The organism is Pseudomonas sp. KH_046_1, from assembly GCF_057839025.1.
Genome location: NZ_CM174481.1, coordinates 2000482 through 2027096 on the forward strand (window position 1 = coordinate 2000482; position 26615 = coordinate 2027096).

Annotated in this window: 23 protein-coding genes; 7 read left to right on the forward strand and 16 right to left on the reverse strand. The window is 60.5% G+C overall.

Annotated elements, in window-relative coordinates; all coding sequences use genetic code 11:
- Positions 1 to 202: 202 nt before the first annotated feature.
- The 10 genes from AC3IT9_RS09150 to ccoN (AC3IT9_RS09195) form a co-directional block, all read right to left on the reverse strand.
- A complete protein-coding gene (locus AC3IT9_RS09150) occupies positions 203 to 613 on the reverse strand; it encodes a type II toxin-antitoxin system VapC family toxin (protein ID WP_489272732.1) in 411 nt (136 codons plus the stop codon).
- Entirely contained in the window at positions 613 to 867 is a 255-nt protein-coding gene (locus tag AC3IT9_RS09155; protein WP_095943287.1) for a type II toxin-antitoxin system Phd/YefM family antitoxin, read from the reverse strand. The genes AC3IT9_RS09150 and AC3IT9_RS09155 overlap by 1 nt, the downstream gene beginning before the upstream one ends.
- A 181-nt stretch (positions 868 to 1048) precedes the next feature.
- Positions 1049 to 2026, reverse strand: a complete 978-nt coding sequence (gene ccoP / locus AC3IT9_RS09160; protein WP_489272733.1) for a cytochrome-c oxidase, cbb3-type subunit III — start codon at positions 2024 to 2026, stop codon at positions 1049 to 1051.
- Positions 2023 to 2208 carry a CcoQ/FixQ family Cbb3-type cytochrome c oxidase assembly chaperone gene (locus tag AC3IT9_RS09165; RefSeq protein ID WP_003175465.1) on the reverse strand — a complete coding sequence of 62 codons (186 nt, stop codon included), beginning with the start codon at positions 2206 to 2208 and terminating at the stop codon, positions 2023 to 2025. Before AC3IT9_RS09165 ends, ccoP (AC3IT9_RS09160) begins: the two co-directional genes overlap by 4 nt.
- Positions 2209 to 2213: 5 nt before the next feature.
- Positions 2214 to 2822 carry a cytochrome-c oxidase, cbb3-type subunit II gene (gene ccoO, locus AC3IT9_RS09170; protein ID WP_009042961.1) on the reverse strand — a complete coding sequence of 203 codons (609 nt, stop codon included), beginning with the start codon at positions 2820 to 2822 and terminating at the stop codon, positions 2214 to 2216.
- Complete coding sequence (gene ccoN, locus AC3IT9_RS09175) at positions 2822 to 4264, reverse strand: cytochrome-c oxidase, cbb3-type subunit I (RefSeq protein WP_008050393.1); 1443 nt, start codon at positions 4262 to 4264, stop codon at positions 2822 to 2824. The genes ccoO (AC3IT9_RS09170) and ccoN (AC3IT9_RS09175) overlap by 1 nt, the downstream gene beginning before the upstream one ends.
- A 482-nt stretch (positions 4265 to 4746) precedes the next feature.
- Complete coding sequence (gene ccoP, locus AC3IT9_RS09180) at positions 4747 to 5700, reverse strand: cytochrome-c oxidase, cbb3-type subunit III (protein WP_150724685.1); 954 nt, start codon at positions 5698 to 5700, stop codon at positions 4747 to 4749.
- Positions 5697 to 5891 carry a cbb3-type cytochrome oxidase subunit 3 gene (locus tag AC3IT9_RS09185; protein WP_150671820.1) on the reverse strand — a complete coding sequence of 65 codons (195 nt, stop codon included), beginning with the start codon at positions 5889 to 5891 and terminating at the stop codon, positions 5697 to 5699. The genes ccoP (AC3IT9_RS09180) and AC3IT9_RS09185 overlap by 4 nt, the downstream gene beginning before the upstream one ends.
- Positions 5892 to 5894: 3 nt before the next feature.
- Positions 5895 to 6503, reverse strand: coding sequence for a cytochrome-c oxidase, cbb3-type subunit II (gene ccoO / locus AC3IT9_RS09190; RefSeq protein WP_057715669.1), 609 nt, complete (start codon positions 6501 to 6503; stop codon positions 5895 to 5897).
- 10 nt (positions 6504 to 6513) lie between these two features.
- Entirely contained in the window at positions 6514 to 7938 is a 1425-nt protein-coding gene (gene ccoN, locus AC3IT9_RS09195; protein WP_150724686.1) for a cytochrome-c oxidase, cbb3-type subunit I, read from the reverse strand.
- Between the two features lie 95 nt (positions 7939 to 8033).
- On the opposite strand from ccoN (AC3IT9_RS09195), the gene AC3IT9_RS09200 reads away from it, so the two are divergent.
- A complete protein-coding gene (locus AC3IT9_RS09200; protein ID WP_489272734.1) occupies positions 8034 to 8711 on the forward strand; it encodes an alpha/beta family hydrolase in 678 nt (225 codons plus the stop codon).
- Positions 8712 to 8896: 185 nt separating this feature from the next.
- Here AC3IT9_RS09200 and AC3IT9_RS09205 read toward each other — a convergent pair whose 3' ends face one another.
- From AC3IT9_RS09205 to acnA, 3 genes are all read right to left on the reverse strand, one after another.
- The gene (locus AC3IT9_RS09205) at positions 8897 to 10462 is read right to left on the reverse strand and encodes a methyl-accepting chemotaxis protein (protein WP_353742425.1); all 1566 of its coding nucleotides are present in this window, start codon (positions 10460 to 10462) and stop codon (positions 8897 to 8899) included.
- A gap of 105 nt (positions 10463 to 10567) precedes the next feature.
- Positions 10568 to 11359, reverse strand: a complete 792-nt coding sequence (locus tag AC3IT9_RS09210; RefSeq protein WP_150724689.1) for a CPBP family intramembrane glutamic endopeptidase — start codon at positions 11357 to 11359, stop codon at positions 10568 to 10570.
- 191 nt (positions 11360 to 11550) lie between these two features.
- Positions 11551 to 14292 carry an aconitate hydratase AcnA gene (acnA, locus tag AC3IT9_RS09215; RefSeq protein ID WP_489272735.1) on the reverse strand — a complete coding sequence of 914 codons (2742 nt, stop codon included), beginning with the start codon at positions 14290 to 14292 and terminating at the stop codon, positions 11551 to 11553.
- 222 nt (positions 14293 to 14514) lie between these two features.
- Between acnA and rlmM the strand changes: the two genes are divergently transcribed.
- Positions 14515 to 15588 carry a 23S rRNA (cytidine(2498)-2'-O)-methyltransferase RlmM gene (gene rlmM / locus AC3IT9_RS09220; protein WP_489272736.1) on the forward strand — a complete coding sequence of 358 codons (1074 nt, stop codon included), beginning with the start codon at positions 14515 to 14517 and terminating at the stop codon, positions 15586 to 15588.
- Between the two features lie 168 nt (positions 15589 to 15756).
- The gene (tusA, locus tag AC3IT9_RS09225; protein WP_015095965.1) at positions 15757 to 16008 is read left to right on the forward strand and encodes a sulfurtransferase TusA; all 252 of its coding nucleotides are present in this window, start codon (positions 15757 to 15759) and stop codon (positions 16006 to 16008) included.
- Positions 16009 to 16056: 48 nt separating this feature from the next.
- Here the strand turns inward: tusA and AC3IT9_RS09230 are convergent, their stop codons facing one another.
- Entirely contained in the window at positions 16057 to 17466 is a 1410-nt protein-coding gene (locus AC3IT9_RS09230) for an MATE family efflux transporter (protein WP_150724692.1), read from the reverse strand.
- A 203-nt stretch (positions 17467 to 17669) separates the two neighbouring features.
- Between AC3IT9_RS09230 and pdxB the strand changes: the two genes are divergently transcribed.
- Entirely contained in the window at positions 17670 to 18812 is a 1143-nt protein-coding gene (gene pdxB, locus AC3IT9_RS09235) for a 4-phosphoerythronate dehydrogenase PdxB (protein ID WP_151213442.1), read from the forward strand.
- Positions 18813 to 19004: 192 nt separating this feature from the next.
- On the opposite strand, the gene AC3IT9_RS09240 is transcribed toward pdxB, so the two are convergent.
- Positions 19005 to 19184, reverse strand: a complete 180-nt coding sequence (locus tag AC3IT9_RS09240) for a PA1571 family protein (RefSeq protein ID WP_150755204.1) — start codon at positions 19182 to 19184, stop codon at positions 19005 to 19007.
- Between the two features lie 251 nt (positions 19185 to 19435).
- On the opposite strand from AC3IT9_RS09240, the gene AC3IT9_RS09245 reads away from it, so the two are divergent.
- Together AC3IT9_RS09245 and AC3IT9_RS09250 are read left to right on the forward strand one after the other, a co-directional pair.
- Complete coding sequence (locus tag AC3IT9_RS09245) at positions 19436 to 21211, forward strand: ABC transporter transmembrane domain-containing protein (RefSeq protein ID WP_489273493.1); 1776 nt, start codon at positions 19436 to 19438, stop codon at positions 21209 to 21211.
- Positions 21212 to 21279: 68 nt separating this feature from the next.
- Positions 21280 to 22323 carry a Fic family protein gene (locus tag AC3IT9_RS09250; protein ID WP_489272737.1) on the forward strand — a complete coding sequence of 348 codons (1044 nt, stop codon included), beginning with the start codon at positions 21280 to 21282 and terminating at the stop codon, positions 22321 to 22323.
- A gap of 54 nt (positions 22324 to 22377) precedes the next feature.
- On the opposite strand, the gene AC3IT9_RS09255 is transcribed toward AC3IT9_RS09250, so the two are convergent.
- Positions 22378 to 24306: a transglycosylase SLT domain-containing protein gene (locus AC3IT9_RS09255; RefSeq protein ID WP_150755201.1), complete on the reverse strand. Its 1929-nt coding sequence runs from the start codon at positions 24304 to 24306 to the stop codon at positions 22378 to 22380.
- 215 nt (positions 24307 to 24521) lie between these two features.
- Here AC3IT9_RS09255 and AC3IT9_RS09260 point away from each other — a divergent pair, with 215 nt between their 5' ends.
- On the forward strand, positions 24522 to 26441 hold the full coding sequence (locus tag AC3IT9_RS09260) for an ATP-binding cassette domain-containing protein (RefSeq protein ID WP_489272739.1): 1920 nt from the start codon (positions 24522 to 24524) through the stop codon (positions 26439 to 26441).
- The last annotated feature ends 174 nt before the right edge of the window (positions 26442 to 26615 follow it).

Consider the following 26615-nt stretch of genomic DNA (forward strand, 5'->3'; position numbering starts at 1 on the left):
TGCATCCCACGGCAGTGGAAAAGTGCCTCGATCAGTACGTGCCGACCGCGGTCAAAAAGGGGTATTGCAGTGGCGCAATGATACGCCTGTCGCTCTAGTCCAAGGGTGCGACCTTTGGTCACGTTTGGCAAAATCATTTGATGGTGTAATGACTTGAATCAATTGACTTGAGAATTATGGACGGTTTTGCGCGTGTCGCCGGTCATTCGGCCCATGGGTTAATCAGTTGTACACCGCTGGACTGAAAGTCTGCGACATTGCGTGTAACGACGGTCAATCCATGAACCAGTGCCGTAGCTGCAATCAACGCGTCACTTTCATTGGTGCGGTTCGGGACATGCAGTCCTGCACAGCGCATCGCTACGGCCGTATCGACCGGCAGGATTCGGCTATCGAATGCCGGCATGACGTGATGCTTCAGCCAGGTGCGCAGTACCTTCCCTTGGGCGGCATCCCGGCGCTCTATTCGTAGAACGCCAGTCTCCAGTTCCTTCAAGGTGATAGCCGAAATGAACATGCGTGGTGCGATCACACTTTTGGCCCATGCAACGACGTTCGCGTCGGCATGCGGTTTGCGCAGTTCAGAAATCACGTTGGTGTCGAGTAGATACATCAGGTCAGATCCACAGGGCGATGATTGATCACGGCGCGCTCGGTTTCGAATTCGATGTCTGCTGCGTCCGGCATCACCAGCAATTCAACGATGTCGGCGTTGGTGCCAGTCAGTTTTTGGTAGTCCTCAATGCTTAGCAGTACATGGGCCGGTTTGCCTCGGTCAGTGATGAAAACGGGCCCCTGGCGAGTGGCTTTTTTGGCACCACTTGTGTCCTGGTTGAATTCGCGGCTGGATATTGTGGTGATGGCCATCGTGGTTGGCCCTCCTGAAGTGGCTTTGTAGAAACGTTACTACTATGTGTGGCGATCGACAACCTCGAAGTAGGTGCCGGGTATTACCATCGGTCGAAACCATTGGACACTGCCGAACAAACAAAACGGCCCCGCCAATTCACATTGGCGGGGCCGTTTTTTGTTGCTTCAAGCGTTTGCCTTACTCGGCGTCCGCTGCCTTCTCGCCGTGAGAAAGGCTGTAGACGTAAGCGGCCAGCAGGTGAACCTTGTCGTTACCCTGCATTGCCTCTTGCGCAGGCATCTGGCCCTGACGGCCGTAACGGATGGTCTGCTGCAGCTGAGCGAAGCTCGAACCGTAGATGAACGCTGCCGGGTGAGTCAGGTCAGGTGCGCCCATCGCTGGCGTGCCCTTGCCTTCCGGACCGTGGCACGCCACGCAGTTGGTAGCGAACAGTTTCTGCCCGGCAACCGGGTCGGCCTTGGCGCCTTCCGGCAGCTTGCGGCCATCGAGGTTGGTCAGGATAAACGCCGCCACATCGGCAACGCCTTGCTCGCCGATCACTTCAGCCCACGCAGGCATCACCGCGTGACGGCCGCCCATGATGGTGGTCTTGATGGCTTGCGCGTCGCCGCCCCAGCGCCAGTCGGTGTCGGTCAGGTTAGGGAAGCCGTAGGCGCCCTTGGCGTCGGAACCATGGCAAACCGAGCAGTTGGAGGCGAACAGGCGGCCACCCATCTTCAGGGCTTGCGGATCCTTGGCCACTTCTTCGATTGGCATGGCCGCGAACTTGGCGAAGATCGGACCGAACTTGGCGTCCGACCTGGCCATTTCCTTTTCCCACTCGTGAACGCCGGTCCAGCCGGTCTGGCCGTTGGCGAACGCGGTCTGCTTCTCGTTATCGAGGTAGTTGTAACCCGGCAGCAGGCCTTTCCAGTTGCCCAGGCCCGGGTACAGCACCAGGTAGCCGAGGGCGAAGATGATGGTGCCCACGAACAGCATGAACCACCATTTCGGCAGCGGGTTGTCGTACTCCTCGATCCCGTCGAAGGAGTGACCAACCGTCTCGTCGGTTTGCTCGGCGCGCTGGCCCTTGCGGGTGGACAGCAGCAGCCAGGTCAGGGCGAAGATGGTGCCGAGACTGAGGACTGTGACGTACAGACTCCAGAATGTAGTCATTCTTTGTTACTCCTAGAAGCTTGCTCGACGTGCTTGATGGCTTCGGGATCATCCGCGAAAGGCAGCAAGGTCGCGTCTTCAAACTCCGACTTGCGCTTGGGACTGAACACCCACAGTGCCAGTCCGATGAAGGCCACCATCACGACAACGGTGCCCAGGCCACGAATCATCCCGATATCCATCCAATTCACCGTTTGCTTTTGATGATGGTGCCCAGGCCTTGCAGATAGGCCACCAGCGCGTCCATTTCGGTTTTGCCCTTCACAGCATCCTTGGCGCCGGCGATGTCTTCGTCGGTGTAAGGAACGCCGAGCGTGCGCAAGACTTCCATTTTCTTGGCGGTGTCTTTGCCGTCGAGCTTGTTTTCCACGAGGAACGGGTAGGCCGGCATTTTCGACTCGGGCACTACGTTGCGCGGGTTGTACAAGTGCGCACGCTGCCAGTCATCGGAGTAACGACCGCCGACACGGGCCAGGTCCGGACCGGTACGCTTGGAACCCCACAGGAACGGGTGGTCCCAGACGCTTTCACCGGCGACCGAGTAGTGGCCGTAGCGTTCGGTTTCGGCACGGAACGGACGGATCATCTGCGAGTGGCAGCCGACACAACCGTTGGCGATATAAACGTCCCGGCCTTCCAGTTCAAGGGCGGTGCGGGGCTTCATGCCCTCGACCGGCTTGTTGGTGACATCCTGGAAAAACAGCGGAACGATCTGGGTCAGGCCGCCGATGCTGACGGCGATGACCATGAAGAAGGCCAGCAGGCCAATATTCTTCTCGACTGCTTCATGCTTCATCAGTGAGCTCCAACTACGGCAATCTGTTCGGCGGCTTTGGCTTCAGCCGGGTTCGAGGCGCGTACGGTACGGAATACGTTGTAGGCCATGAACAGCATGCCGGTGGCGAAGAATGCACCGCCCAGGGCGCGGACGATGAAGCCCGGGTGGCTGGCTTGCAGCGCTTCGACGAACGAGTAGGTGAGGGTGCCGTCATCGTTGATTGCACGCCACATCAGGCCCTGGGTGATGCCGTTGACCCACATCGAAGCGATGTAGAGCACGGTACCGATGGTCGCGAGCCAGAAGTGGGTGTTGATCAGGCCGGTGCTGTGCATCTGCGCACGACCGAACAGTTTCGGGATCATGTGGTAGATGGCGCCGATCGAGATCATCGCAACCCAGCCCAGAGCGCCGGCGTGTACGTGGCCGATGGTCCAGTCAGTGTAGTGCGACAGGGAGTTCACGGTCTTGATGGCCATCATCGGGCCTTCGAAGGTCGACATGCCGTAGAACGCCAGGGAGACGACCAGGAAGCGCAGGATCGGGTCGGTGCGCAGCTTATGCCAGGCGCCCGACAGGGTCATCATGCCGTTGATCATGCCGCCCCAGCTTGGCGCCAGCAGGATGATCGACATCGCCATGCCCAGGGACTGTGCCCAGTCCGGCAGTGCGGTGTAGTGCAGGTGGTGCGGACCGGCCCAGATGTACAGGGTGATCAGTGCCCAGAAGTGCACGATCGACAGGCGATAGGAGTAGATCGGGCGTTCGGCCTGTTTCGGCACGAAGTAGTACATCATGCCCAGGAAGCCGGTGGTCAGGAAGAAGCCCACGGCGTTGTGGCCGTACCACCACTGGATCATCGCGTCCGTCGCACCCGAGTAGGCCGAGTAGGACTTGAACAGGCTGACCGGCAGCGACATGTGGTTGACGATGTGCAGCATCGCGGTCACGACGATGAACGCGCCGTAGAACCAGTTACCCACATAGATGTGCTTGGTCTTGCGCTTGACGATGGTGCCGAAGAACACCAGACCGTAGGTGACCCAGACAATGGCCAGTAGAATAGCCAGGGGCCATTCCAGTTCCGCGTATTCCTTGGTGGTGGTGAAACCCATCGGCAAGGTAATGATCGCGCCGACGATCACCGCTTGCCATCCCCAGAAGGTGAAGGCAGCGAGGCTGTCGGAAATCAGTCGCGTTTGGCAGGTTCGCTGCACGACGTAATAAGAAGTGGCAAACAGTGCACATCCACCGAAGGCGAAAATCACCAGGTTGGTGTGCAGCGGGCGCAGGCGTCCAAAGCTCGTCCATGCCAGACCGAAGTTCAACTCCGGCCAGACCAGTTGCGAGGCAATGAAGACACCGAGCCCCATGCCAAGGATCCCCCAGACCACCGTCATGATGGCGAACTGGCGGACTACCTTATAGTTATAAGCAGTCGGACTGATTGCTGTGCTCATTCTAAGGTTCCACGGTTTGGGTGTTTTATTAGGATTAAAAATCGGCCGCAAGTATGGAGAAAGCAAGGGGTCATTGCAACGCGCCATGACCTGGGTCAATGCTTTCAAAAGCTGATTCTGCGGCCTTTCCATGCGCCGCGTAAGGACAAATTTGCCCGCGGGCAAAACATCCCGGCGGACTGATCAGGCGAGGGGGTCAGGTCGGATGTAACGGGGTGTGTTCAAACGCAACGTTTGGCTGACCGAAGGCAATTGGTGCGACAGCCGGTATCTACCAGCCTTTGCGGCCTGTCATCGGGCAGATTCGTCGAACACATCGTTCAGGGTCGACCTGGAACCGGCACCGGCCAGTCCGCATCGGGGGAAGCTTAGACCCGAATCAGGTGATCCGAAAGAAAGTCTGTGCGGGGGTGCGACAATGGGTCGCAAAGGGGCAGGGAACTGCCGCATCCGGGAGAATGCGGCAGCAGAGCGGTCGGGATTTATTTGCGGTTGTCTTCAGCCTGCAGGCGCTCGGTATTCAAACCGTGGGACAGGCTGTACACATACGCGGCCAGCAATTGCACCTTGTCATTGCCCAGCAGTTCATTCTGCGCCGGCATATGGCCTTGGCGACCATGCCGAATCGTTTGTTCAAGCTGCGTCAGGCTTGTACCGTAAATGAAGCCGGCAGGATGCGTCAGGTTCGGCGCGCCCATGGCTTCGGTGCCCTGGCCGTTTGCCCCATGACAGGCGACGCAGGTGGTGCTGAACGCTTGCTGTCCGGCCTGCAGGTCGGCTTTGCTGTCGGCGGGCAATGGCAGCTTGGCCAGGCCATGGCGCACATAAGCGGCGACGTTCTTCACACCGTCTTCCCCCAGGACTTCACCCCAGGCCGGCATCATCGCCATCCGGCCACCCATGATGGTGGTCTTGATGGTTTCTGCATTGCCGCCCCAGCGCCAGTCGCTGTCGGCCAGGTTGGGGAAGCCGAATGCACCCTTGGCGTCCGAGCCGTGGCACACCGAGCAGTTGGAGGCAAATAGGCGGCCGCCCATTTTCAGTGCTTGCGGGTCCTTGGCCACTTCTTCCACGGGCATTGCTGCGAACTTGGCGAAGATCGGCCCGAACTTCGTGTCGGCCTTGGCCATTTCCTTTTCCCATTCGTGCACGCCGGTCCAGCCATTTTCGTAGCCGGGGAGGATGCCTTTCCAGTTGCCCAGGCCCGGATAGAGGATCAGGTAGCCGACGGCAAACACCAGGGTGCCAACGAACAGCATGAACCACCATTGCGGCAGCGGGTTGTCGTACTCCTCGATGCCGTCGAAGCTGTGGCCCATGGTCTGGTCGACACTGCCCTTGGTTTCGCCCTTGCGGGTGCTGAGTAGCAACCAGGTCAGGCCGATCAGGCTGCCGATGGTCAGTACGCAGATCCACGTACTCCAGAAGGTGGTCATGGCCGGGTACTCCTTGTTGCTGATTCTTCAGTGATGTCGGGTTGTGGTTCGTCGGCGAATGGCAGCAGGCGCGCTTCGGCGAATTCCGGGCCGCGCTTGCCGTTGAACACCCACAGCGTCAGGCCGACGAAGGCCACGAATACGACGACGGTGCCAAGGCCACGGATCATTCCAGTGCTCAATTCAAACATTGCTCACCTCTTGCTCTTGATCGCAGTGCCGAGCACTTGCAGGTAGGCGACCAGCGCATCCATCTCGCTCTTGCCCTTGAGCGAAGCGACGGCGCCGGTGATGTCCTCGTCGGTGTACGGCACGCCCAGGGTGCGCATGGCCTTGATCTTGGTCTCGGTATGACTGCTGTCGACCGGGTTGGCCACCAGCCACGGGTAGGCCGGCATCTTCGACTCCGGCACGACGTTGCGCGGGTTGTACAAGTGCGCGCGGTGCCAGTCATCCGAGTAGCGCGCGCCGACACGGGCCAGATCCGGCCCGGTACGTTTCGAGCCCCACAGGAACGGATGATCCCAGACGCTTTCGCCGGCCACTGAGTAGTGCCCGTAGCGTTCGGTCTCGGCGCGGAACGGACGGATCATCTGCGAGTGACAGCCGACGCAGCCTTCGCGGATATAGATGTCGCGACCTTCCAGTTGCAGCGCGGTGTAGGGCTTCATGCCTTCCACCGGTTTGTTGGTCACGTCCTGGAAGAACAGCGGGACGATCTGGGTCAAGCCGCCGATGCTCACGGCCAGGATCATCAGCAGCAGCAACAGGCCGACGTTTTTCTCGATAGTTTCGTGTTTCATGGCGGACTCCTCAGGCCATCTGCGCGGCAGCGGCGGCTTCGGCAGGCTGCGAGGCCCGCACGGTGCGCCAGGTGTTGTAGGCCATCAGGAACATGCCACTGAGGAAGATCGCACCGCCCACCAGCCGCACGACGAAGCCAGGGTGGCTGGCCACCAGGGTTTCGACGAAGGAGTAAGTCAGCGTGCCGTCCTCGTTCACCGCACGCCACATCAGGCCCTGGGCGATGCCGTTGACCCACATCGAGGCGATGTACAGCACGGTGCCGATGGTGGCGAGCCAGAAGTGCGCGTTGATCAGGCCGATGCTGTGCATCTGCTCGCGGCCGAAGACTTTCGGGATCATGTGGTACAGCGCGCCGATGGAAATCATCGCCACCCAACCCAAGGCACCTGCGTGTACGTGGCCGATGGTCCAGTCGGTGTAGTGGGAGAGGGCGTTGACTGTCTTGATCGCCATCATCGGCCCTTCGAAGGTCGACATGCCGTAGAACGCCAGCGACACCACGAGGAAACGCAGGATCGGGTCGCTGCGCAACTTATGCCAGGCGCCGGACAGGGTCATCATGCCGTTGATCATCCCGCCCCAGCTCGGTGCCAGCAGGACCAGCGACATCACCATGCCCAGCGACTGCGCCCAGTCCGGCAGCGCGGTGTAGTGCAAGTGGTGCGGGCCAGCCCATATGTACAGGGTGATCAGTGCCCAGAAGTGCACGATCGACAAGCGATAGGAGTAAACCGGGCGCTCGGCCTGTTTCGGCACGAAGTAATACATCATCCCGAGGAAACCTGCGGTGAGGAAAAAGCCTACGGCGTTGTGCCCGTACCACCATTGCACCATCGCGTCGGTGGCGCCGGAGTACAGCGAGTAGGACTTGGTGAAGCTGACCGGCAATTCCATGTTGTTGACGATGTGCAGGATCGCCACGGTGACGATGAACGCACCGAAGAACCAGTTGCCGACATAGATGTGCTTGGTCTTGCGCTGCATGATCGTGCCGAAGAACACGATGGCGTAGGCGACCCAGACGATGGTGATCAGGATGTCGATCGGCCATTCCAGCTCGGCGTATTCCTTTGAGCTGGTGTAGCCCAGCGGCAGGCTGATGGCCGCGAGCAGAATCACAAGCTGCCAGCCCCAGAAACAGAACGCGGCGATTTTCGGTGCGAACAGCTGAGTCTGGCAGGTACGTTGTACTGAATAAAACGAACTGGCGAACAGCGCGCAGCCACCAAAGGCGAAGATCACCGCGTTGGTGTGCAGCGGGCGCAAGCGGCCGAAGCTGGTCCACGGCAAATTGAAGTTGAGTTCGGGCCAGACCAACTGGGCAGCGAGAAAAACCCCGAGCCCCATACCGACGATGCCCCACACCACCGTCATAATGGCGAATTGGCGGACCACCTTGTAGTTGTAGGCGGTACTGATAGAAGTGTTCATGGTTCCCCATCCACGGTTCAGCCGAAGTGAGCGCACTCGCGCAAGGCAGCGCACCCTTCGGCCGGAGTTATAGGCAGACTAAAAGCGAGGCAAGCATGGACAAAGGGCACAAGGCCGGTATTGACGAGGATCAATGGGCGCAGTGCGTGCGGGATCATGGATGGTTGTGGAATGCCGCCACTGGCAAGGCTGCGGCGACGCTGATCCTCGCCCATGGCGCCGGTGCACCGATGGACAGCGACTGGATGAGCGACATGGCTGCACGCCTCGCCGCGCAAGGCGTCAACGTGTTGCGCTTCGAGTTTCCCTACATGGCGCAGCGGCGCCTCGATGGCGGCAAGCGCCCGCCGAACCCGGCGCCGAAACTGCTGGAATGCTGGCGTGAGGTGTATGCCCAGGTGCGACGCCATGTCACTGGGCCGCTGGCCATCGGCGGCAAGTCCATGGGCGGGCGCATGGCCAGTTTGCTGGCCGATGAGTTGGGGGCGGATGGGCTGGTGTGCCTGGGGTATCCGTTTTATGCGGTGGGTAAACCGGAGAAACCGCGGGTTGAGCATTTGGCGGGGCTGAAGACACGGACCTTGATCGTGCAGGGTGAGCGCGATGCGTTGGGCAACCGGGAGGCGGTCGAGGGGTATGCGCTATCGCCGGGTATCGAGGTGTTCTGGCTGGTGGAGGGGGATCATGATCTGAAACCGTTGAAGGCTTCGGGGTTTAGCCATGAGCAGCATTTGGCGGCTGCGGCGGGGAAGGTGGTTTCATTTCTTCAGTGATGTTTTGTGCAGGCTGTGATGGCCCCATCGCGAGCAAGCTCGCTCCCACAGTGATTTTTGGTGTGGCTCAAAACCCTGTGGGAGCGAGCTTGCTCGCGATGAGGGACTATCAGGCAACATCACTTTCACAGACTCAATAAACCCGGAAGTTCTCACTGTCCGGGTTTTTGTCATTCCAGCCTCTTTCAGCGGTTAAACCGCTCCACCAACGAATATTGCGTGTTGGCAGTCCTGGTCAGCTCTTCACTCAGCAACGCCGAGTTCTGTGCCTGTTCCGCGGTCTGGTCCGCCAGTTGCGAGATGTTGCTGATGTTGCGGCTGATTTCTTCGGCCACGGCACTTTGCTCTTCGGTCGCAGCAGCGATCTGGGTGGTCATGTCGGTGATGTTGGCCACCGCTTCGCTGATCCCTACCAGTGCCTGGTCCGCTTCCAGTACCCGCGCCACGCCTTCTTCCGCCTGACGATGTCCGGCTTCCATGGTTTGCACGGCGGTGCCGGCGGTTTGCTGGAGCTTGGCGATCAGCGCATGAATCTGCCCGGTGGACTCGCTGGTGCGTTGCGCCAGCTGACGGACTTCGTCGGCCACCACCGCAAAACCACGACCCATCTCGCCGGCACGGGCCGCTTCGATGGCGGCGTTCAGGGCCAGCAGGTTGGTCTGGTCGGCGATGCCTTTGATCACGTCGACCACGCCGCCGATTTCGTTGCTGTCCTTGGCCAGCTGGGTCACGGTCACACCGGTTTCACCGACCACCACCGACAGACGCTGGATGGCTTCGCGGGTTTCCCCGGCGATGTCACGACCACGACCGGTCAGGCGATTGGCTTCCTGGGTAGCATCGGCGGTGCGTTGCACGTGGCTGGCGACTTCCTGGGTGGTAGCGGCCATCTGGTTGACAGCGGTGGCCACTTGCTCGGTTTCGACGCGTTGACGTTCCAGGCCGCTGGAGCTGTTGTGCGCCAGGGCATCGGACTGTCTGGCCTGATCGGTCAGGTGTTCGGCTGTGTCCTGCAGGCGCGTCAGGCAGGTTTTCAGGCGTGCTTCCTGACTGAGGATGGACATTTCCAGACGCGCCTGGGCGCCGCGACTGTCGGTGTACATCTGTGCGATCAACGGATCGGAGGTGGTCTGCTCGGCCAGGCGCAGCAAACGCTTGAGGCCACGCTGTTGCCACTGGAGACCCATCAGGCCCAGCGGCACCGAAAGACCGGCAGCCAGGGCAAACCCCCAATGGGAGTTCAGCGATGCACCGATCATGAAGCTCAATTGGCTGACCAGGATGAACGGCAGCCAGTCCTGCAGGATCGGCAACCATTTATCCGAGGAGGGAACGGCCGACTTGCCCTGGTTGATGCGTTGGTAGAGCGCTTCGGCGCGGCGGATCTGTTCGGCGCTGGGCTTGACCCGCACCGACTCGTAACCGATCACCTGATTGCCTTCGAAGATCGGTGTCACATAGGCGTTCACCCAGTAATGATCACCGGTCTTGCAGCGATTCTTGACAATGCCCATCCATGGCAAGCCTTGTTTCAGCGTGTCCCACATGTGTGCGAACACCGCGGCCGGGACGTCGGGGTGACGGACCAGGTTGTGCGGTGCACGGATCAGTTCCTCTCGGGGAAACCCGCTGATCTCGACGAAAGCGTCGTTACAGTAGGTGATCATGCCCTTGGCATCGGTGGTGGAAATCAACCGTTGCTGAGCCGGGAAGGTCCGCTCGCGTTGTGTAATAGGCTGGTTGTTACGCATGGCTTTTTTAATCCGCAAGGCTTTCAAGTGCTGTATCGGCAAGGCCGGCGGATTGTTGAGATTATTTTTTGATTATCAGTGATGCGTCGCAAAGTGGCCCTTGCATCAGCCGGCGAGCATCGGATAGGTGAACAGGCCGAAGTGCAGCAGGTTCAGGCCAAAGTGGCTGGCGATGGCGGCGCCCAGCCCGCCGAACCGGTAGGCCAGGCCATAGCCGACCCCGGCCAGCGTCGCCAGCAACACCCACTGCCATCCTGCGCCGATATGGGCCAGGCCGAAGACCAATGACGCCAGCAGCAGGGCGAGGTGTTCACCGTAGGGCCGGTCTTTCAGGTACCGGCTCAGGCCGCCCTGGATGTAGCCACGGAACAGCGCTTCCTCGACCAGCGTCACCAGCAGCAGATTGTTCAGCAACCACAACCAGGCTTGATCCGGCCATTTTGGCGCCCAGGCGATGACCCCGAGCAACAGTGCGCCGCCCAACGCCAGCAGGGCGCTCAAGGTCAGTGCCAGTGCGGTGGCATACAGCGATAGCCGAAGTGAACGGCGGCCGACAATCCACGGACACACCAGTAACAGCCAGAAGCCGATCAGCGGTTTGTCCAGATTCAGGTGCATGGCGAATGACGCGGCGTTGTCGGTGAAACGCTGAGGATCGATAACGCGACCGTTGTAGAAGCCGGGTAACCAATGCGTCGCCAGGGCCAGGGCCAGGACGATGAACAGGCCGTGGCCGAGGTAGCGGACAAAAGGGATCTCGCGTTGGCGGACGGCGACACCCGCGACCAGCAACAAAAACACCGAGATTGCCGAGAGCCAGCCGAGATGGCCGTAGGTCAGTGCCAGGCCGTAGCCGAAGGAAAGCAGGGCCAGAGACATCCATGGCAGGGCAATCATTTGAAGTCCTTGAGTCGGAATTTGCGATGCATCCCAAACCCTGTGGGAGCGAGCTTGCTCGCGATAGCTTACTGACTGTCGGCAACAATGTTGAATGTTATGTCCATATCGCGAGCAAGCTCGCTCCCACATAAATTTTCGTGACCCAAACACAAACACCGCCCGAAGGCGGTGTTTGTGTCGGTCGTCCGTTACGAAGCGATCAACTGCCGCAACACGTAATGCAGAATCCCTCCGGACTTGAAGTACTCCACCTCATTGAGTGTATCGATGCGGCACAACACCTCGATCTTCTCGCTGCTGCCGTCTTCGCGGGTGATGGCCAGTGTCAGGTTCATCCGTGGCGTCAGCTCGACGCCGGTCAAGCCGAAGATGTCCAGGGTTTCGCTGCCATTGAGGTTCAGGCTCTTGCGGTTCTGATCCAGCTTGAACTGCAACGGCAGCACACCCATGCCCACCAGGTTGGAGCGGTGAATCCGTTCGAAGCTTTCGGCGATGACCGCTTTCACCCCCAGCAGATTGGTGCCTTTGGCCGCCCAGTCGCGACTCGAACCGGTGCCGTATTCTTGGCCGGCGAACACCACCAGCGGCGTGCCTGAAGCCTGATAGCGCATGGCGGCGTCGTAGATCGACATTTTTTCCCCGGTGGGAAGGTAGCGGGTGTTGCCGCCTTCTTCGCCGCCGAGCATTTCGTTGCGTATGCGAATGTTGGCGAAGGTGCCGCGCATCATCACTTCATGGTTGCCGCGCCGCGAACCGTAGGAGTTGAAATCCCTCGGTTCCACGCCTTTGTCGCGCAGGTATTGCCCTGCAGGGCTGTCGACCTTGATGTTGCCGGCCGGGGAGATGTGGTCGGTGGTCACCGAGTCGCCGAGCAGTGCGAGGATCCTGGCGCCATTGACATCCTTGACCACTGGCGGCGGGCCGCCGATGTCGTCGAAGAACGGTGGGTGCTGGATATAAGTCGAGTCGGACTGCCAGACATAGGTCGCCGCCTGCGGTACTTCAATCGCCTGCCATTGCGCGTCTCCGGCAAACACTTCGGCGTATTCCTTGTGGAACATGGCGGTGTTGACCTGACTCACGGCGTCGGCAATTTCTTTGCTGCTTGGCCAGATGTCCCGCAGGTAAACCGGTTTGCCGTCCTTGTCATCGCCCAACGGCTCGCGGCTGAGGTCGGTGCGCACTGTGCCGGCCAGCGCGTAGGCGACCACCAGTGGCGGGGAGGCCAGCCAGTTGGTTTTCACCAGCGGATGCACCCGGCCTTCGAAGTTGCGATTGCCCGAGAGCACGGAGGCCACGGTGAGGTCGGCTTGCTGGATGGCTTTCTCGATGGGCTCCGGCAGCGGCCCGGAATTGCCGATGCAGGTGGTGCAGCCATAGCCGACCAGGGCGAAGCCCAATTCATCGAGGTAACGGGTCAGGCCGGCCGCCTTATAGTAGTCGGTGACCACTTTCGAGCCGGGGGCCAGCGAACTCTTCACCCAGGGTTTGCGTTTCAGGCCTTTTTCCACGGCCTTCTTCGCCACCAGCCCGGCCGCCATCATCACGCTCGGGTTGGAAGTGTTGGTGCAGGAGGTGATCGCGGCGATGACCACGGCGCCGTTTTTCAGCCGATAGGTCTGGCCTTCGTAGTCGTAATCCGCTTCGCCGGCCAGATCGGCGTTGCCAACGGCGACGCCGCCACCGCCTTCGCTTTCCAGGCGGCCTTCTTCCTTGCTGGTGGGTTTGAATTGCAGGTCGACGAAGTCGCTGAAGGCTTGGGCGACATTCGGCAGCGATACCCTGTCCTGCGGGCGTTTCGGCCCCGCGAGGCTGGCTTCGACGCGGCCCATGTCCAGCGCCAGGGTGTCGGTGAACGCCGGTTCCTGGCCGGGCAGGCGCCACAGGCCCTGGGCCTTGCTGTAGGCCTCGACCAGTTGCACCGTTTCCAGGGGGCGGCCGGACAGGCGCAGGTACTCCAGCGTGATGTCGTCCACCGGGAAGAAACCGCAGGTGGCGCCGTATTCCGGGGCCATGTTGGCGATGGTCGCGCGGTCGGCCAGGGGCAGGTCGGCTAGGCCATCGCCGTAGAATTCGACGAATTTGCCCACCACGCCTTTCTTGCGCAGCATCTGGGTCACGGTCAGCACCAGGTCGGTGGCGGTGATGCCTTCCTTGAGCTTGCCGGTGAGTTTGAAACCGATGACTTCGGGAATCAGCATCGACACCGGTTGCCCGAGCATCGCCGCTTCCGCCTCGATACCGCCGACGCCCCAGCCAAGCACGCCGAGGCCGTTGATCATGGTGGTGTGGGAATCGGTGCCCACCAGGGTGTCGGGGAAGGCGTAGGTGCGGCCGTCTTCGTCCTTGGTCCAGACCGTGCGGCCGAGGTATTCAAGATTCACCTGGTGGCAGATGCCGGTGCCCGGTGGCACCACGCTGAAATTGTCGAAGGCACTCTGGCCCCAGCGCAGGAACGCATAACGCTCGCCATTGCGCTGCATTTCAATGTCGACGTTCTGCTCGAAGGCGCTGCTGCTGGCGAACTTGTCGACCATCACCGAATGGTCGATCACCAGGTCCACCGGCGACAGCGGGTTGATCCGCTGCGGATTGCCGCCGGCCTTGGCCATCGCCGCGCGCATGGCGGCCAGGTCGACCACCGCCGGTACGCCGGTGAAGTCCTGCATCAGCACCCGCGCCGGGCGGTACTGGATTTCGCGGTCGGAACGACGCTCCTTGAGCCACGCGGCCAGTGCCTTGAGGTCGGCGCCGGTGACGGTTTTTTCGTCCTCCCAGCGCAGCAGGTTTTCCAGCAGGACTTTCAACGACATCGGCAGCTTGTCCAGATCGCCCAGGCTTTTGGCGGCATCGGGCAGGCTGAAGTAGTGGTAGGTCTTGTTGCCGACTTGCAAGGTCTTGAGCGTTTTCAGACTATCGAGGGACGGCATTGCGATCACTCCTTTAAGTCCGCACGGTTACGGACTGAGGGGACGGACAGAGCCTTAAACCTAGCCCTGTTTTCAGTAGCTGGCTAATAACTGGACTCTATGGACAAGCTCCAGGTTCCGATCTCGGCTATCATGCGCCGGTTTTCGTGACAGGCTTTGCTTCAACGCAAGCCTGGGCATCGCGCAGTGGCCGAAATTCCTCGCCATTGCCCAGGAGTAAGAATGAACACCCTATTCATGCATTGCCGGCCGGGCTTCGAAGGCGAAGTCTGTTCCGAGATTTCCGACCTCGCCGCGCGCTTGAACGTGGCCGGTTATGCCAAGGCCAAGGCGGCAACTGCCTGTGCCGAGTTTGTCTGCACCGAAGAAGACGGCGCCGAGCGCCTGATGCGCGGGCAGCGTTTCGCCGAGCTGATCTTCCCGCGACAGTGGGCAAGGGGGATCTTCATCGATCTGCCGGAAACCGACCGCATCAGCGTGATCCTTGCGCATATGGCGGACTTTCCGCTGTGCGGCAGCCTGTGGCTGGAAATGGTCGACACCAATGACGGCAAGGAACTGTCGAACTTCTGCAAAAAATTCGAAGTGCATCTGCGCAAGGCGCTGATGGCGGCCGGCAAACTGGTGGAAGATGCCCACAAACCGCGCCTGTTGCTGACCTTCAAAAGCGGCCGCGAAGTGTTCATGGGCCTGGCGGAGTCGAACAACTCGGCGATGTGGCCGATGGGCATTCCCCGTTTGAAGTTCCCCCGCGAGGCACCGAGCCGCTCGACCCTCAAGCTGGAAGAGGCCTGGCACCACTTCATCCCGCGCGACCAGTGGGACGAGCGCCTGCACGGCGATATGACCGGCGTTGACCTGGGGGCCGCCCCCGGTGGCTGGACCTGGCAACTGGTCAACCGCGGTATGCTGGTGACCGCCATCGACAACGGCCCGATGGCCGAAAGCCTGATGGATACCGGTCTTGTGCAGCATTTGATGGCTGACGGTTTCACCTTCAAGCCCAAGCAACCGGTGGACTGGATGGTCTGCGACATCGTCGAGAAGCCGGCACGCAACGCCGCGATGCTGGAAGAGTGGATCGGCGACGGCCATTGCCGCGAGGCGGTGGTCAACCTCAAGCTGCCGATGAAACAGCGCTACGCCGAAGTGAAGCGCTTGCTCGAGCGCATTGCCGATGGCTTCAAGGCCCGGGGCATCAAGGTCGAGATCGGCTGCAAGCAGCTGTACCACGACCGCGAGGAAGTGACCTGCCATTTGCGTCGGATGGATGTGAAGAAGCCGAAATCCCGCTGAGTCAAAGATACCCCTGTAGGAGCGAGCCTGCTCGCGATGAGGCCATCACATTCAACATCTTTGTTGATTGACCCACCGCCATCGCGAGCGGGCTCGCTCCCACAGGTGCCACAGATGACGTTACACCCGGCAATGCGCGACAATGCCGGCCAGTTTCAGGAGTGAATCATGAGTGAAATGCTTGATACGCCGGTAGACGGCACCCTCGACGCCACCGGCCTCAACTGCCCCGAGCCGGTGATGATGCTGCACCAGCACATCCGTGACCTGGTGCCCGGCGGCCTGCTCAAGGTGATCGCCACGGACCCGTCGACCCGTCGCGACATTCCCAAGTTCTGCGTGTTTCTCGATCATGAACTGGTGGCGCAGCACGAAGAGGAGGGCACCTACCTCTACTGGATTCGCAAGAAGTCCGTTTAACGGCACCCAAAAAAAGACCTGCATATGCAGGTCTTTTTTCATGTGCGATCAGCCCAGTGAATGACTGATACGAATCCGTTTGCGCGCACTGCGCGTCAGGCGAAACGACAGCATCAGTGCCGCGCAGCTCAAGCCCACGATCAAGCCTTGCCACAGCCCGCTCGGGCCACTCGGTGCACCGAACCAGTCGGTCAGGCCGAGGGCGTAACCCACCGGCAAACCGATACCCCAGTACGCGAACAATGTCAGGAACATCGTCACCCGGGTGTCCTGATAACCGCGCAATGCACCGGCGGCGGTCACCTGGATCGCGTCGGAAAACTGGAACAGCGCCGAATACACAATCAGCATCGCCGCCACCCGGATCACGGTCGGGTCGGCCGTGTAGATCGCGGCAATGTGCTCGCGCATCAACAACATCATGCTCGCCGAAAGGCACGCGTAGGCCAGCGCAGTACCCATGCCGACCCCGGCCGCGAAGCGTGCCTCACGCGGTTCCTGACGCCCAAGGGCCTGGCCGACCCGTACCGTCACGGCCATGCCGAGGGAGTAGGGGATCATGAACACCAGTGAGCTGAAGTTCAGTGCAATCTGGTGCCCGGCCACGACAGTGGCGCCGAGGCTGCCGATCAGCAGGGCGATCACGGCGAAGATGCTCGACTCGGCGAACACCGCGATGCCGATGGGCAGGCCGATGCCCAGCAAGCGTTTGATCACCGACCACTGCGGCCAGTCGAAACGGCTGAATAATTGGCTCGATTGATAGGCTGGCGCCCAACGCTCCCATCCGGCCATGCCCAGGGTCATCACCCACATGACGATGGCAGTGGCCCAGCCGCAGCCGACGCCACCCATGGCCGGGACGCCAAAGTGGCCATAGATGAAGATGTAGTTCAGTGGAATGTTCAGGGCCAGGCCGCACAGGCCAAGCACCATGGCCGGGCGGGTGCGGCCCAGGCCGTCACTGAAGCAGCGCAATACGCAATAGAAAGCTGTGGCGGGAAGGCCGCTGGCAATTCCGTTCAGGTATTGCATGCACGGACCGATCAGTTCCGGGTCAACCTTCATGATGTGCAGAATGGGTTCGGCGTTGAGCAATGCAGTCGTTGCCAGGAGTCCGACCAGCAATGCCAGCCATAATGCCTGTCGCACCAGCGGACCGATTTCACTGTGGGTACCGGCACCGAAACGTTGGGCGACTTTGGGGGTGGTGGCCAGCAGGGTGCCGGTCATCAGCAGAAAGACCGGCACCCAGATCGAGTTGCCCAAGGCAACCGCCGCGAGGTCGCGAGGACTGAATCGGCCCGCCATCACCGCATCGACGAAACCCATCGCCGTAGTAGCGAGCTGCGCGATCATGATCGGCAGCGCCAGGCCAAGCAGCGTCTTGAGCTCCAGGCGAACCCGGGCCGGGCGGGAGAGGGTGAGGGCAGCAGGGCGGTCAGTTACGGAATTCAAGGGCGAAACGTCCAAAAGTTTGCGAAGAGCAGTCGCGCATTCTACGCGTTGACGCGGCAGTCAGGAAAAGACCCGTGTTGTGGATTTGTAATCAAAGTTTGAGCGTGAACCTGTCCCCTCGCTACAAGGCAAATGATGTTGCTTCCCGCTGGCCGTTCACCAGCATCTACGCCTACACTGCCGATCCGCCAAAGGAGCCTGCCATGCTGATTGTTGCCGACGAAAATATCCCTCTGCTCGATGCCTTCTTCGAAGGTTTCGGTGAAATCCGCCGGGTACCGGGTCGCGCCATCGACCGTGCCACGGTCGAGCAGGCCGATGTGCTGTTGGTGCGTTCGGTGACCAACGTCAATCGCGCGCTGCTCGAGGGCAGCAAGGTGCGCTTTGTCGGTACGTGCACCATCGGCACCGATCATCTGGACCTGAATTACTTGCAGCAGACCGGCATCAAGTGGTCCAGCGCGCCGGGCTGCAATGCCCGCGGCGTGGTCGACTATGTGCTCGGCAGTCTGCTGACCCTGGCCGAAATCGAAGGTGTCGACCTGACCCGGCGTACCTACGGCGTGGTCGGTGCCGGCGAAGTGGGTGGCCGGCTGGTCAAGGTCCTGCAAGGCCTGGGCTGGAAGGTGCTGGTGTGCGATCCGCCACGGCAAGCTGCTGAAGGTGGAGACTACGTCAGCCTCGAGCAGATCATCGACGAGTGCGACGTCATCAGCCTGCACACGCCATTGACGAAACAGGGTCAGCAATCGACCTGGCACTTGTTCGATGAAAAGCGTCTGAACCAGCTCCGGTCCGGCACCTGGCTGATCAATGCCAGTCGCGGGCCGGTGGTCAACAACGCGGCCCTGCGCGATGTGCTGCTGGAGCGCGAAGACCTGCAAGCGGTGCTCGATGTCTGGGAAGGCGAGCCTGAAGTCGACGTGGCGCTGGCCGAACTGTGCGTGCTGGCAACGCCACACATTGCCGGCTACAGCCTCGACGGCAAGCAGCGGGGGACTGCGCAGATTTATCAGGCGTATTGCGATTTCCTCGGGCAGCCGGCCCGCGTCAGCTTGAGCGATTTGCTGCCGGCACCGTGGCTGTCGCACGTGACCCTCAATGCGCAAAGCGACCCGGCCTGGGCGTTGGCCATGCTGTGCCGTGGCGTGTATGACCCGCGTCGTGACGATGCGGATTTCCGTCGCAGCCTTGTCGGCAGTGTCAGCGAGCAGCGTGCGGCATTCGATGTGCTGCGCAAGCAATACCCATCGCGCCGTGAGATCGACGGGTTGCAGGTGCGGATCGAGGGGGATGCGCCGCAGTTGCAGAGGATTGTTGCGGCGTTGGGGGCGACGGCAGTCTGATTGACCGTGGCGGCCCTATCGCGAGCAGGCTCGCTCCCACAGGAGCCGCTATTGGATGCAAATGTTGTGTACGACCCGGATCCCCTGTGGGAGCGAGCCTGCTCGCGAAGGGCGCGCCACAGTCCCGGATTGGATAAGCAGGCATAAAAAACCCGGCCAACAAAGGGCCGGGTCAAGAAGACGGTGGCTATATCACTTTTGTTCGGCAGGTTTGACCAATCGCTTTTCCAGTTCGCTGCAAGCTTTCTGGATCATTTTTTCAGTGATCGGTACTTCGCGACCCTGCTCGTCAATAATCGAGCAACCCAGAGACTGGTCTGGTTGCGTGCGGATCACTTGAATCTTGTCATCGCTGCTGTATTGCAAGGACATGGCCTGTCTCCTCATCAGGTTGTTTGCTTACTGTAGAACCGCCAGGTGACCGGGCTATGACAACTCCCTGCGATCTTTCCGGGGGGACAGAAACAGTCCAGCAGAAATGCCTCCGCATGGCTACCCGAACTTTAGACCAATAGCGTCTAGCCTCTAGTGTTGGTGGACATAATTAACCTGACTCATTGTGATTTGCAGCGAGCCACCTCATTGAGCGGTGTAGGCTGACCCTAATGACTGCCTTGTCCAGGATGATTACGATGCTCTCTGCCCGTCACCGCCGTGCCATTCGCCTGGCCAGCCGTTTCATCGCGCCGTATCGCTGGCAGGCCTTTGGCGCCTTGCTGGCGTTGATCGCCACCGCGGGCATCACCTTGTCCATGGGGCAGGGCATCCGCCTGCTGGTGGACAAGGGGTTCATGACCCAGTCGCCGCACCTGCTCAATCAGTCCATCACGTTGTTCATGTTGCTGGTGATGGGGCTGGCGATCGGTACTTTTGCACGGTTTTACCTGGTGTCGTGGATTGGCGAGCGCTGCGTCGCCGATATCCGGCGCAACGTGTTCAATCATCTGATTTACCTGCACCCGGGGTTTTACGAAGACAATCGCAGCTCGGAAATCCAGTCCCGCCTGACCGCCGATACCACGCTCCTGCAATCGGTCATCGGTTCTTCGCTGTCGTTGTTCTTGCGCAATTTGCTGATGGTGATCGGCGGGATCGTTCTGTTGTTTGTCACCAACCCCAAGCTCACCAGCATCGTGGTGGTGGCCTTGCCCCTGGTGATCGCGCCGATCCTGATCTTCGGTCGCCGGGTGCGTAACCTCTCACGCCTGAGTCAGGACCGGATTGCCGACATCGGCAGCTATGTGTCCGAAACCCTGGGCCAGATCAAGACCGTGCAGGCCTACAACCACCAGGCCCAGGACGAGCGCCGGTTTGCCGTGACTGTGGAGGAGGCGTTCAACACCGCACGCAAGCGCATCTTCCAGCGGGCGTGGCTGATTACCCTGGTGATCGTGCTGGTCTTGGGTGCGGTCGGGGTGATGCTCTGGGTCGGCGGCATGGACGTCATCGCCGGGCGAATTTCCGCCGGCGAGCTGGCGGCGTTCGTGTTCTACAGCCTGATCGTCGGCAGCGCGTTTGGTACGTTGAGCGAAGTGATTGGCGAACTGCAGCGGGCAGCCGGCGCAGCCGAGCGGATTGCCGAGTTGCTGCGTTCGGAAAACTTCATCCTGGCGCCGGTGGCTGGCGCGGTGAAACTGCCGGAACGGGTCGACGGCCACCTGCAGCTGCACAATGTGCGTTTTTCCTACCCGTCGCGGCCGCAAAGCTATGCCGTCGACGGGTTGAGCCTGACCGTCAATGCCGGTGAGACGCTGGCGCTGGTCGGGCCATCAGGGGCCGGCAAATCCACGGTGTATGACTTGCTGTTGCGTTTTTACGACCCGGCCGAGGGACACATCCTGCTCGATGGCGTGCCGTTGACTCAACTCGATCCGCTGGACCTGCGCCGCTGTTTCGCCCTGGTGTCGCAAACCCCGGCGCTGTTTTTCGGCAGCATTGAAGAAAACATTCGCTATGGCAATCCGCAGGCGACCTTGGCCGAGGTGCAGGAGGCGGCAAAAATCGCTTACGCCCATGACTTTATCGAAGCCATGCCCAATGGCTACCAGACTCATCTGGGTGACGGTGGCCTCGGCTTGTCCGGCGGCCAGCGCCAACGCCTGGCCATCGCCCGCGCGTTGCTGGTGGACGCGCCGATCCTGCTCCTCGACGAAGCCACCAGCGCCCTCGACGCCCAGAGCGAACACCTGATCCAGCAGGCGCTGCCGAGCCTGATGAAAAACCGCACCACCCTGGTGATCGCCCATCGCCTGGCCACGGTGAAAAACGCCGACCGCATCGCGGTGATGGATCAGGGGAAGCTGGTAGCGGTGGGCACGCATCAGGAGCTTATCGCCAGCAATGCGTTGTATGCGCGGTTGGCGGCGTTGCAGTTTAGTGATGGACATGAAGCGGCATGAATGACTACTGATGAATGACGCCCGGTTCGGGCATTATGTCGTCCTCTGTTATGAGCCCGGATGAGGATATGAGCCGTTATCAACCACCGTTGACCTTGACGACGAAAATGTTGTCGCTGATCGCCGATATCAGCGAACAGATCGGTCAGCTTACGGCTATGGACGAACGCCTGCAGGCACCTCAGTTACGTCGTGGCAATCGGATTCGAACGATTCAGGCTTCTTTGGCCATCGAAAACAATACGCTGAGCATCGAGCAGGTGACTGCCGTTCTGGCAGGGCAGCGTGTGCTGGGGTTGCCTCGGGAAATCCAGGAAGTACGAAATGCGTTTGCTGCTTACGAAGCCATGCCTGATTGGCAGCCAAGCAGCCGGACCGATTTACTGCGTGCCCATGAATTGCTGATGGGCGGATTGATTGATGAACACGGGCAGTTTCGTCGAACCGGCGTGGGTATCTATCGTGGCGATAAGTTGATCCATATGGCGCCGCCGCCGAGTCGCGTTGTGCACTTGATTGATGACTTGTTGGCGTGGCTTGGTGCCTCGGACTGGCATCCCCTGATTACCAGCTGCGTCTTTCATTATGAATTTGAGTTCATCCATCCCTTCGCTGACGGTAACGGACGTATGGGACGCCTTTGGCAAACCCTGATACTCAGTCAGTGGCGCCCGGTATTATCTTATTTGCCGGTTGAGGCCGTGATTCGGGATCAGCAGGAGGCGTACTACGCGGCATTGTCGGCGGCTGATCATTTGGCCGAATCAACGCCTTTCGTAGAGTTCATGTTGCAAGCCATGAGCCTTGCACTATCGGAGGCGGTACGGGGTGAGCCAGAAATCGACCTAGTAACCGACCCAGTAAGCGACCCAGTAGAGAAGTTGCTTTCTGTACTGCATCTTAACGGTCCGCGAAAGATCAGCGAATTGATGGCTGACATCGGATTGGTGCACAAGGCGACCTTTCGGGCTAACTATCTCAGGCCTGCATTAGCGGTCGAATGGATAGAGATGACCCATCCTGAGTCGCCAAGTAGTCCGGCACAAAAGTATCGCCTGACCCAGCTTGGAAAACAGGTCTTCGCACGGCTCAAGTCGGCAAAGAAATTCTGAACAATAAAAAAGCCCGCAGCTGTGATGCGGGCTTTTTTTGCGGGTCGATTTGAATCATTGATCGTCGAAATACCGCTCATGCCAATCCACGATCGGCTGCGGTGAGTTGAGCTTCTCGCCATAGATCACCGAATACGACAGCACGTTTTGCACGTACTGGCGGGTTTCGTCGAACGGGATGCTTTCCACCCATACGTCGAAACTCAAGTGATCCGCACCGCGCAGCCACTGGCGAACGCGGCCCGGGCCGGCGTTGTAGGCGGCGGAGGCGAGGACACGGTTGCCGTTGAACTGGCTGTGCACCTGGCTCAGGTACGCGGCGCCGAGCTGGATGTTCTTGTCCGGGTTGAACAGTTGCTGTGGCGAGCTATAGGGAATGCTGAACTTGCGTGCGGTTTCCTTGGCGGTGGCGGGCATCAGTTGCATCAGGCCCGAGGCGCCGACCCCGGAGCGGGCATCTTCCATGAAGGCGCTTTCCTGGCGAGTGATGGCGAACGCCCAGCTCGGATGCAGGCCGCGATTCTTCGCTTCACGCACCAGCGTGTTGCGGTGGGCCATCGGGAAACGGATATCCAGGTCATCCCAATACTGCGCCTGGCTGATGGTGCGAATGGCCGGGAAATACCATTTCAGGTCGTAAGCCAGTTTCGCCTGGGCAACCATCTCGTCACGGCTGAAGTGGCGGCTGACGTGGTACCACTCGCGGCGACCGTCGACGATTTGCCCGCGAGCGTGGAACTCCAGGGCGCGACGTATGCCGGGGGTGTTGCGCACTTTGTTGATCAGCGCCTGGCTCATCACCAGCGGCTTGTTGTTCAGCGAATAGGGTGACTGCGAGCGATCGGCGGCGAGGAAGCCATAGAAGTCGCGTTCGCGGGCCAGGTTTTTATAGAGTGTCAGCGCTTCCGGATTCTGCGGTTGCGCCAGCTCCAGGCTGCGGGCCTGCCAGTAACGCCAGCGGTTGGTGTTGGCCAGGTCCTGGGGCAGGCGGCGGGTCAACTGATAGGCATCGTCCCAGCGCGCCAGGCGCAGGAGCAGGCGCAAGCGCCATTCGGAAACCGTGTTGTCGCGCAGTTCCGGATCGTATTTGGTCATGACGTCCAGGGCTCGGCCGTCAAAACGTTTGGCGAGGGTCAAGCCAATTTCCCGGGCGATTGCGACTTTTTCATCCCGGGAGAAATGCATGCTGCTGGCGTAACCGTCGAGCAGATTCATGGCCCTGTCCGGGTCCTGGCGAGCCAGGCGGCGCAGGCCGAGGCTGACCACGTCGGACATGGCTTCATCGGCCGGAGTGAAGCGTGACGGCTGGTTGAGCAGTTCCGGTTTCTGCGCCACGTCGATCAGCAAGCGACCGCGCGGGGCGAGAGTGGTCATGCCGTTGACCAGGCTGTTGGCCAGCGGGTAGTTGCGCGCCTGGGCGGCGAGTTTCGCGCGTTCCCAGCGTTTTTGCTCGGTCAGCTGGCCATCGGCGGCCCACATGCCGAACAGGGCATCGCAGGCTTCGGGCTGGGATTTACCGGTCAGCCAGAGCTTTTCGGTGTTGGCATAACCTTCGGCTTTGAGGTTGTGGCTGATCTGGTACTGCGCATTCAGGCAGTCCAGTTCGGTGAAGTTCATTTTCGGGTCGTAATACTTGACGAAGGTCGCCCAGTCACCCCGGTCCGCCAGCCAGCGCAACCAGCGCAGTTTCATCCAGTTGGCCTGGGGCAGGTCGCCGTGTTCGGCGAGGAATTTCTCGATTTCGGCGTTGCTCGCGGTTTTCAGGCGCGCGGTCAGCTCGTCGTACGCCAGGTAGGGTTCCAGCGGATAATCGGCGAGGGCCTGGCTGTAACGGAAATACGGGCCGCTATCGCCCTTGGCCAGAGCGCGTTTGGCTTCATCGTAATACTGGCGTTGGGTGGACAGGTCCACCGCCTGGGCGGATTGAACGGCAGCGGCAGACAGTAAAAATGCAGATAAAAGATTGAAAAGGCGACTGCGCATGAGACGTCCGGGCAGAGAAAAATCATGACAAGCGCGGGCCAGGCCCGCGCTGAATTGTCTGTAGCTTAGCCTTTTGCCAGCAGCCGGTGAAAGCTTTGCGAGTCTTCCCGCGTCAGTTCGCAACATTTGTCATGCAGAGTGCTACGAGAGTGAAATTGCCGGCCTTCTGAAGCCTCAAGTCAGGTAGAATGCGCGCCCGGTTTTTGGAGAAGCTCATGACCCTGCTCAAATTCAGCGATGTGTCCCTTGCTTTCGGCGCTATGCCGTTGTTGGACAAGGTGTCCTGGCAGATCGCCCGTGGTGAGCGGGTGTGCATCATCGGCCGCAATGGCACTGGCAAGTCCAGCATGATGAAGCTCGTCAAGGGCGACCAGAAGCCCGATGACGGCTCCGTTTGGCGCGCACCAGGACTCAAGATCGGCGAATTGCCGCAAGAATTGCCGGTGGCCGACGAGCGGACAGTGTTCGACGTGGTGGCCGAAGGTCTGGACGGCGTTGGCGCCTTGCTCGCCGAATATCACCACCTGAGCCAGAACTGCGTCACCGACGCCGATCTGGACAAACTGATGCACGTCCAACACGACCTCGAAGCCCGTGACGGCTGGCGCTTGCAGACCCTGGTCGACAGCACCCTGAGCCGCCTGCAGCTGCCGGCCGACAAGACCCTCGCCGAGTTGTCCGGCGGCTGGCGTCGTCGCGTCCTGCTGGCCCAGGCCCTGGTGTCCGAGCCGGACCTGCTGCTGCTCGACGAACCGACCAACCACCTGGACATCGGTGCCATCGCCTGGCTTGAAGAAGCGCTGAAGGATTTCCAGGGCGCCGTGCTGTTCATCACGCACGACCGTTCTTTCCTGCAGAACCTGGCAACCCGCATCCTCGAACTGGATCGCGGCGGCCTGATCGACTGGAACGGCGACTACGCCAGTTTCCTGGTGCACAAGGAAGCTGAACTCGCTGCCGAAGCCACTGCTAACGCGCTGTTCGACAAGCGCCTGGCCCAGGAAGAAGTGTGGATTCGCCAGGGCATCAAGGCCCGTCGTACCCGTAACGAAGGTCGTGTCCGTGCACTGAAAGCCTTGCGCGTCGAGCGTAGCGAGCGTCGTGAGCGTACCGGCAAGGCCAACATTCAGTTGGATACCGCCGACAAGTCCGGTAAGCAGGTCATGGTGCTCGAGAATGTGAGCTTTGCTCACCCGGGCGGGCCGTTCCTGATCAAGGACTTCTCCATGGTGCTGCAGCGTGGCGACCGTATCGGTCTGCTCGGCGCCAACGGTACCGGCAAGACCACGTTGCTGAAGCTGATGCTCAGCGGTCTGCAACCGACCAGCGGCAAAGTGGAGGAGGGCACCAGGATCGATGTTGCCTACTTCGACCAGTTGCGCCATCAGTTGGACCTGGAAAAAACCGTGATCGACAACGTGGCCGAAGGTCGCGACTTCATCGATATCGACGGCCAGAGCCGCCACGTGCTGAGCTACCTCGGCGACTTCCTGTTCAGCCCGCAGCGTGCCCGCACGCCGGTCAAGGCGCTGTCCGGTGGTGAGCGTGCCCGTCTGTTGCTGGCCAAGCTGTTCAGCAAGCCGGCGAACCTGCTGGTACTCGACGAACCGACCAACGACCTCGACGTTGAAACTCTCGAATTGCTGGAAGAAGTCTTGCTGACCTTCAACGGCACCGTACTGATGGTCAGCCACGACCGGGCATTCCTCGACAACGTGGTCACCAGCACCCTGGTCTTCGAAGGTGAAGGCAAGGTTCGCGAGTACGTCGGTGGCTACCAGGACTGGCTGCGCCAGGGCGGCTCGCCGCGCCTGCTGGGCGTGACCGAGAGCAAGTCCGGCAAGGCCGACCTGAACTCCGCCGTAGTGAAGGCCGAGCCTGCGCCGGTTGCGGCGGTCATCGAAGCGCCAGTGGCGAAGAAAAAGCTCAGCTACAAGTTGCAGCGCGAGCTGGAAGCGTTGCCGGGGCAGATCGAAGCCATGGAACAACAGATTGCCGCCGTTGAAGCGCAGATGGCCGATGCGGGCTTCTATCAGCGTCCAGCTGCGGAAACCGCTGCGGTGATTGCTCAGCTGGAGCAGTTGCAGGCTGAGCTCGACATCATGGTCGAGCGTTGGGCCGAACTGGATGCCTGATTGATACTGCAATAAACAAAGCCCGGCGTTCAGTGATGAACGCCGGGCTTTTCGTATGCAATGCAATCTGCGGGCTGTTGCAGATCCAATGTGGGAGCGAGCCTGCTCGCGATGACGGACTGACAATCGATGAAGATGTTGAATGTCAGATCGCTATCGCGAGCAGGCTCGCTC

Bases quoted from the DNA above. Each gene is read 5' to 3' on its own strand.
- AC3IT9_RS09250 (WP_489272737.1), top strand. From the start codon at position 21,280: ATGAGCCGTTATCAACCACCGTTGACCTTGACGACGAAAATGTTGTCG.
- AC3IT9_RS09210 (WP_150724689.1), bottom strand. From the start codon at position 11,359: ATGATTGCCCTGCCATGGATGTCTCTGGCCCTGCTTTCCTTCGGCTAC.
- ccoO (WP_009042961.1), bottom strand. From the start codon at position 2,822: ATGAAGCATGAAGCAGTCGAGAAGAATATTGGCCTGCTGGCCTTCTTC.
- AC3IT9_RS09260 (WP_489272739.1), top strand. From the start codon at position 24,522: ATGACCCTGCTCAAATTCAGCGATGTGTCCCTTGCTTTCGGCGCTATG.
- AC3IT9_RS09200 (WP_489272734.1), top strand. From the start codon at position 8,034: ATGGACAAAGGGCACAAGGCCGGTATTGACGAGGATCAATGGGCGCAG.
- acnA (WP_489272735.1), bottom strand. From the start codon at position 14,292: ATGCCGTCCCTCGATAGTCTGAAAACGCTCAAGACCTTGCAAGTCGGC.
- tusA (WP_015095965.1), top strand. From the start codon at position 15,757: ATGAGTGAAATGCTTGATACGCCGGTAGACGGCACCCTCGACGCCACC.
- AC3IT9_RS09240 (WP_150755204.1), bottom strand. From the start codon at position 19,184: ATGTCCTTGCAATACAGCAGCGATGACAAGATTCAAGTGATCCGCACG.
- rlmM (WP_489272736.1), top strand. From the start codon at position 14,515: ATGAACACCCTATTCATGCATTGCCGGCCGGGCTTCGAAGGCGAAGTC.
- ccoN (WP_008050393.1), bottom strand. From the start codon at position 4,264: ATGAGCACAGCAATCAGTCCGACTGCTTATAACTATAAGGTAGTCCGC.
- ccoN (WP_150724686.1), bottom strand. From the start codon at position 7,938: ATGAACACTTCTATCAGTACCGCCTACAACTACAAGGTGGTCCGCCAA.
- AC3IT9_RS09150 (WP_489272732.1), bottom strand. From the start codon at position 613: ATGTATCTACTCGACACCAACGTGATTTCTGAACTGCGCAAACCGCAT.
- AC3IT9_RS09165 (WP_003175465.1), bottom strand. From the start codon at position 2,208: ATGGATATCGGGATGATTCGTGGCCTGGGCACCGTTGTCGTGATGGTG.
- ccoP (WP_489272733.1), bottom strand. From the start codon at position 2,026: ATGACTACATTCTGGAGTCTGTACGTCACAGTCCTCAGTCTCGGCACC.
- AC3IT9_RS09255 (WP_150755201.1), bottom strand. From the start codon at position 24,306: ATGCGCAGTCGCCTTTTCAATCTTTTATCTGCATTTTTACTGTCTGCC.
- AC3IT9_RS09185 (WP_150671820.1), bottom strand. From the start codon at position 5,891: ATGTTTGAATTGAGCACTGGAATGATCCGTGGCCTTGGCACCGTCGTC.
- AC3IT9_RS09205 (WP_353742425.1), bottom strand. From the start codon at position 10,462: ATGCGTAACAACCAGCCTATTACACAACGCGAGCGGACCTTCCCGGCT.
- ccoP (WP_150724685.1), bottom strand. From the start codon at position 5,700: ATGACCACCTTCTGGAGTACGTGGATCTGCGTACTGACCATCGGCAGC.
- AC3IT9_RS09245 (WP_489273493.1), top strand. From the start codon at position 19,436: ATGATTACGATGCTCTCTGCCCGTCACCGCCGTGCCATTCGCCTGGCC.
- pdxB (WP_151213442.1), top strand. From the start codon at position 17,670: ATGCTGATTGTTGCCGACGAAAATATCCCTCTGCTCGATGCCTTCTTC.
- ccoO (WP_057715669.1), bottom strand. From the start codon at position 6,503: ATGAAACACGAAACTATCGAGAAAAACGTCGGCCTGTTGCTGCTGCTG.
- AC3IT9_RS09155 (WP_095943287.1), bottom strand. From the start codon at position 867: ATGGCCATCACCACAATATCCAGCCGCGAATTCAACCAGGACACAAGT.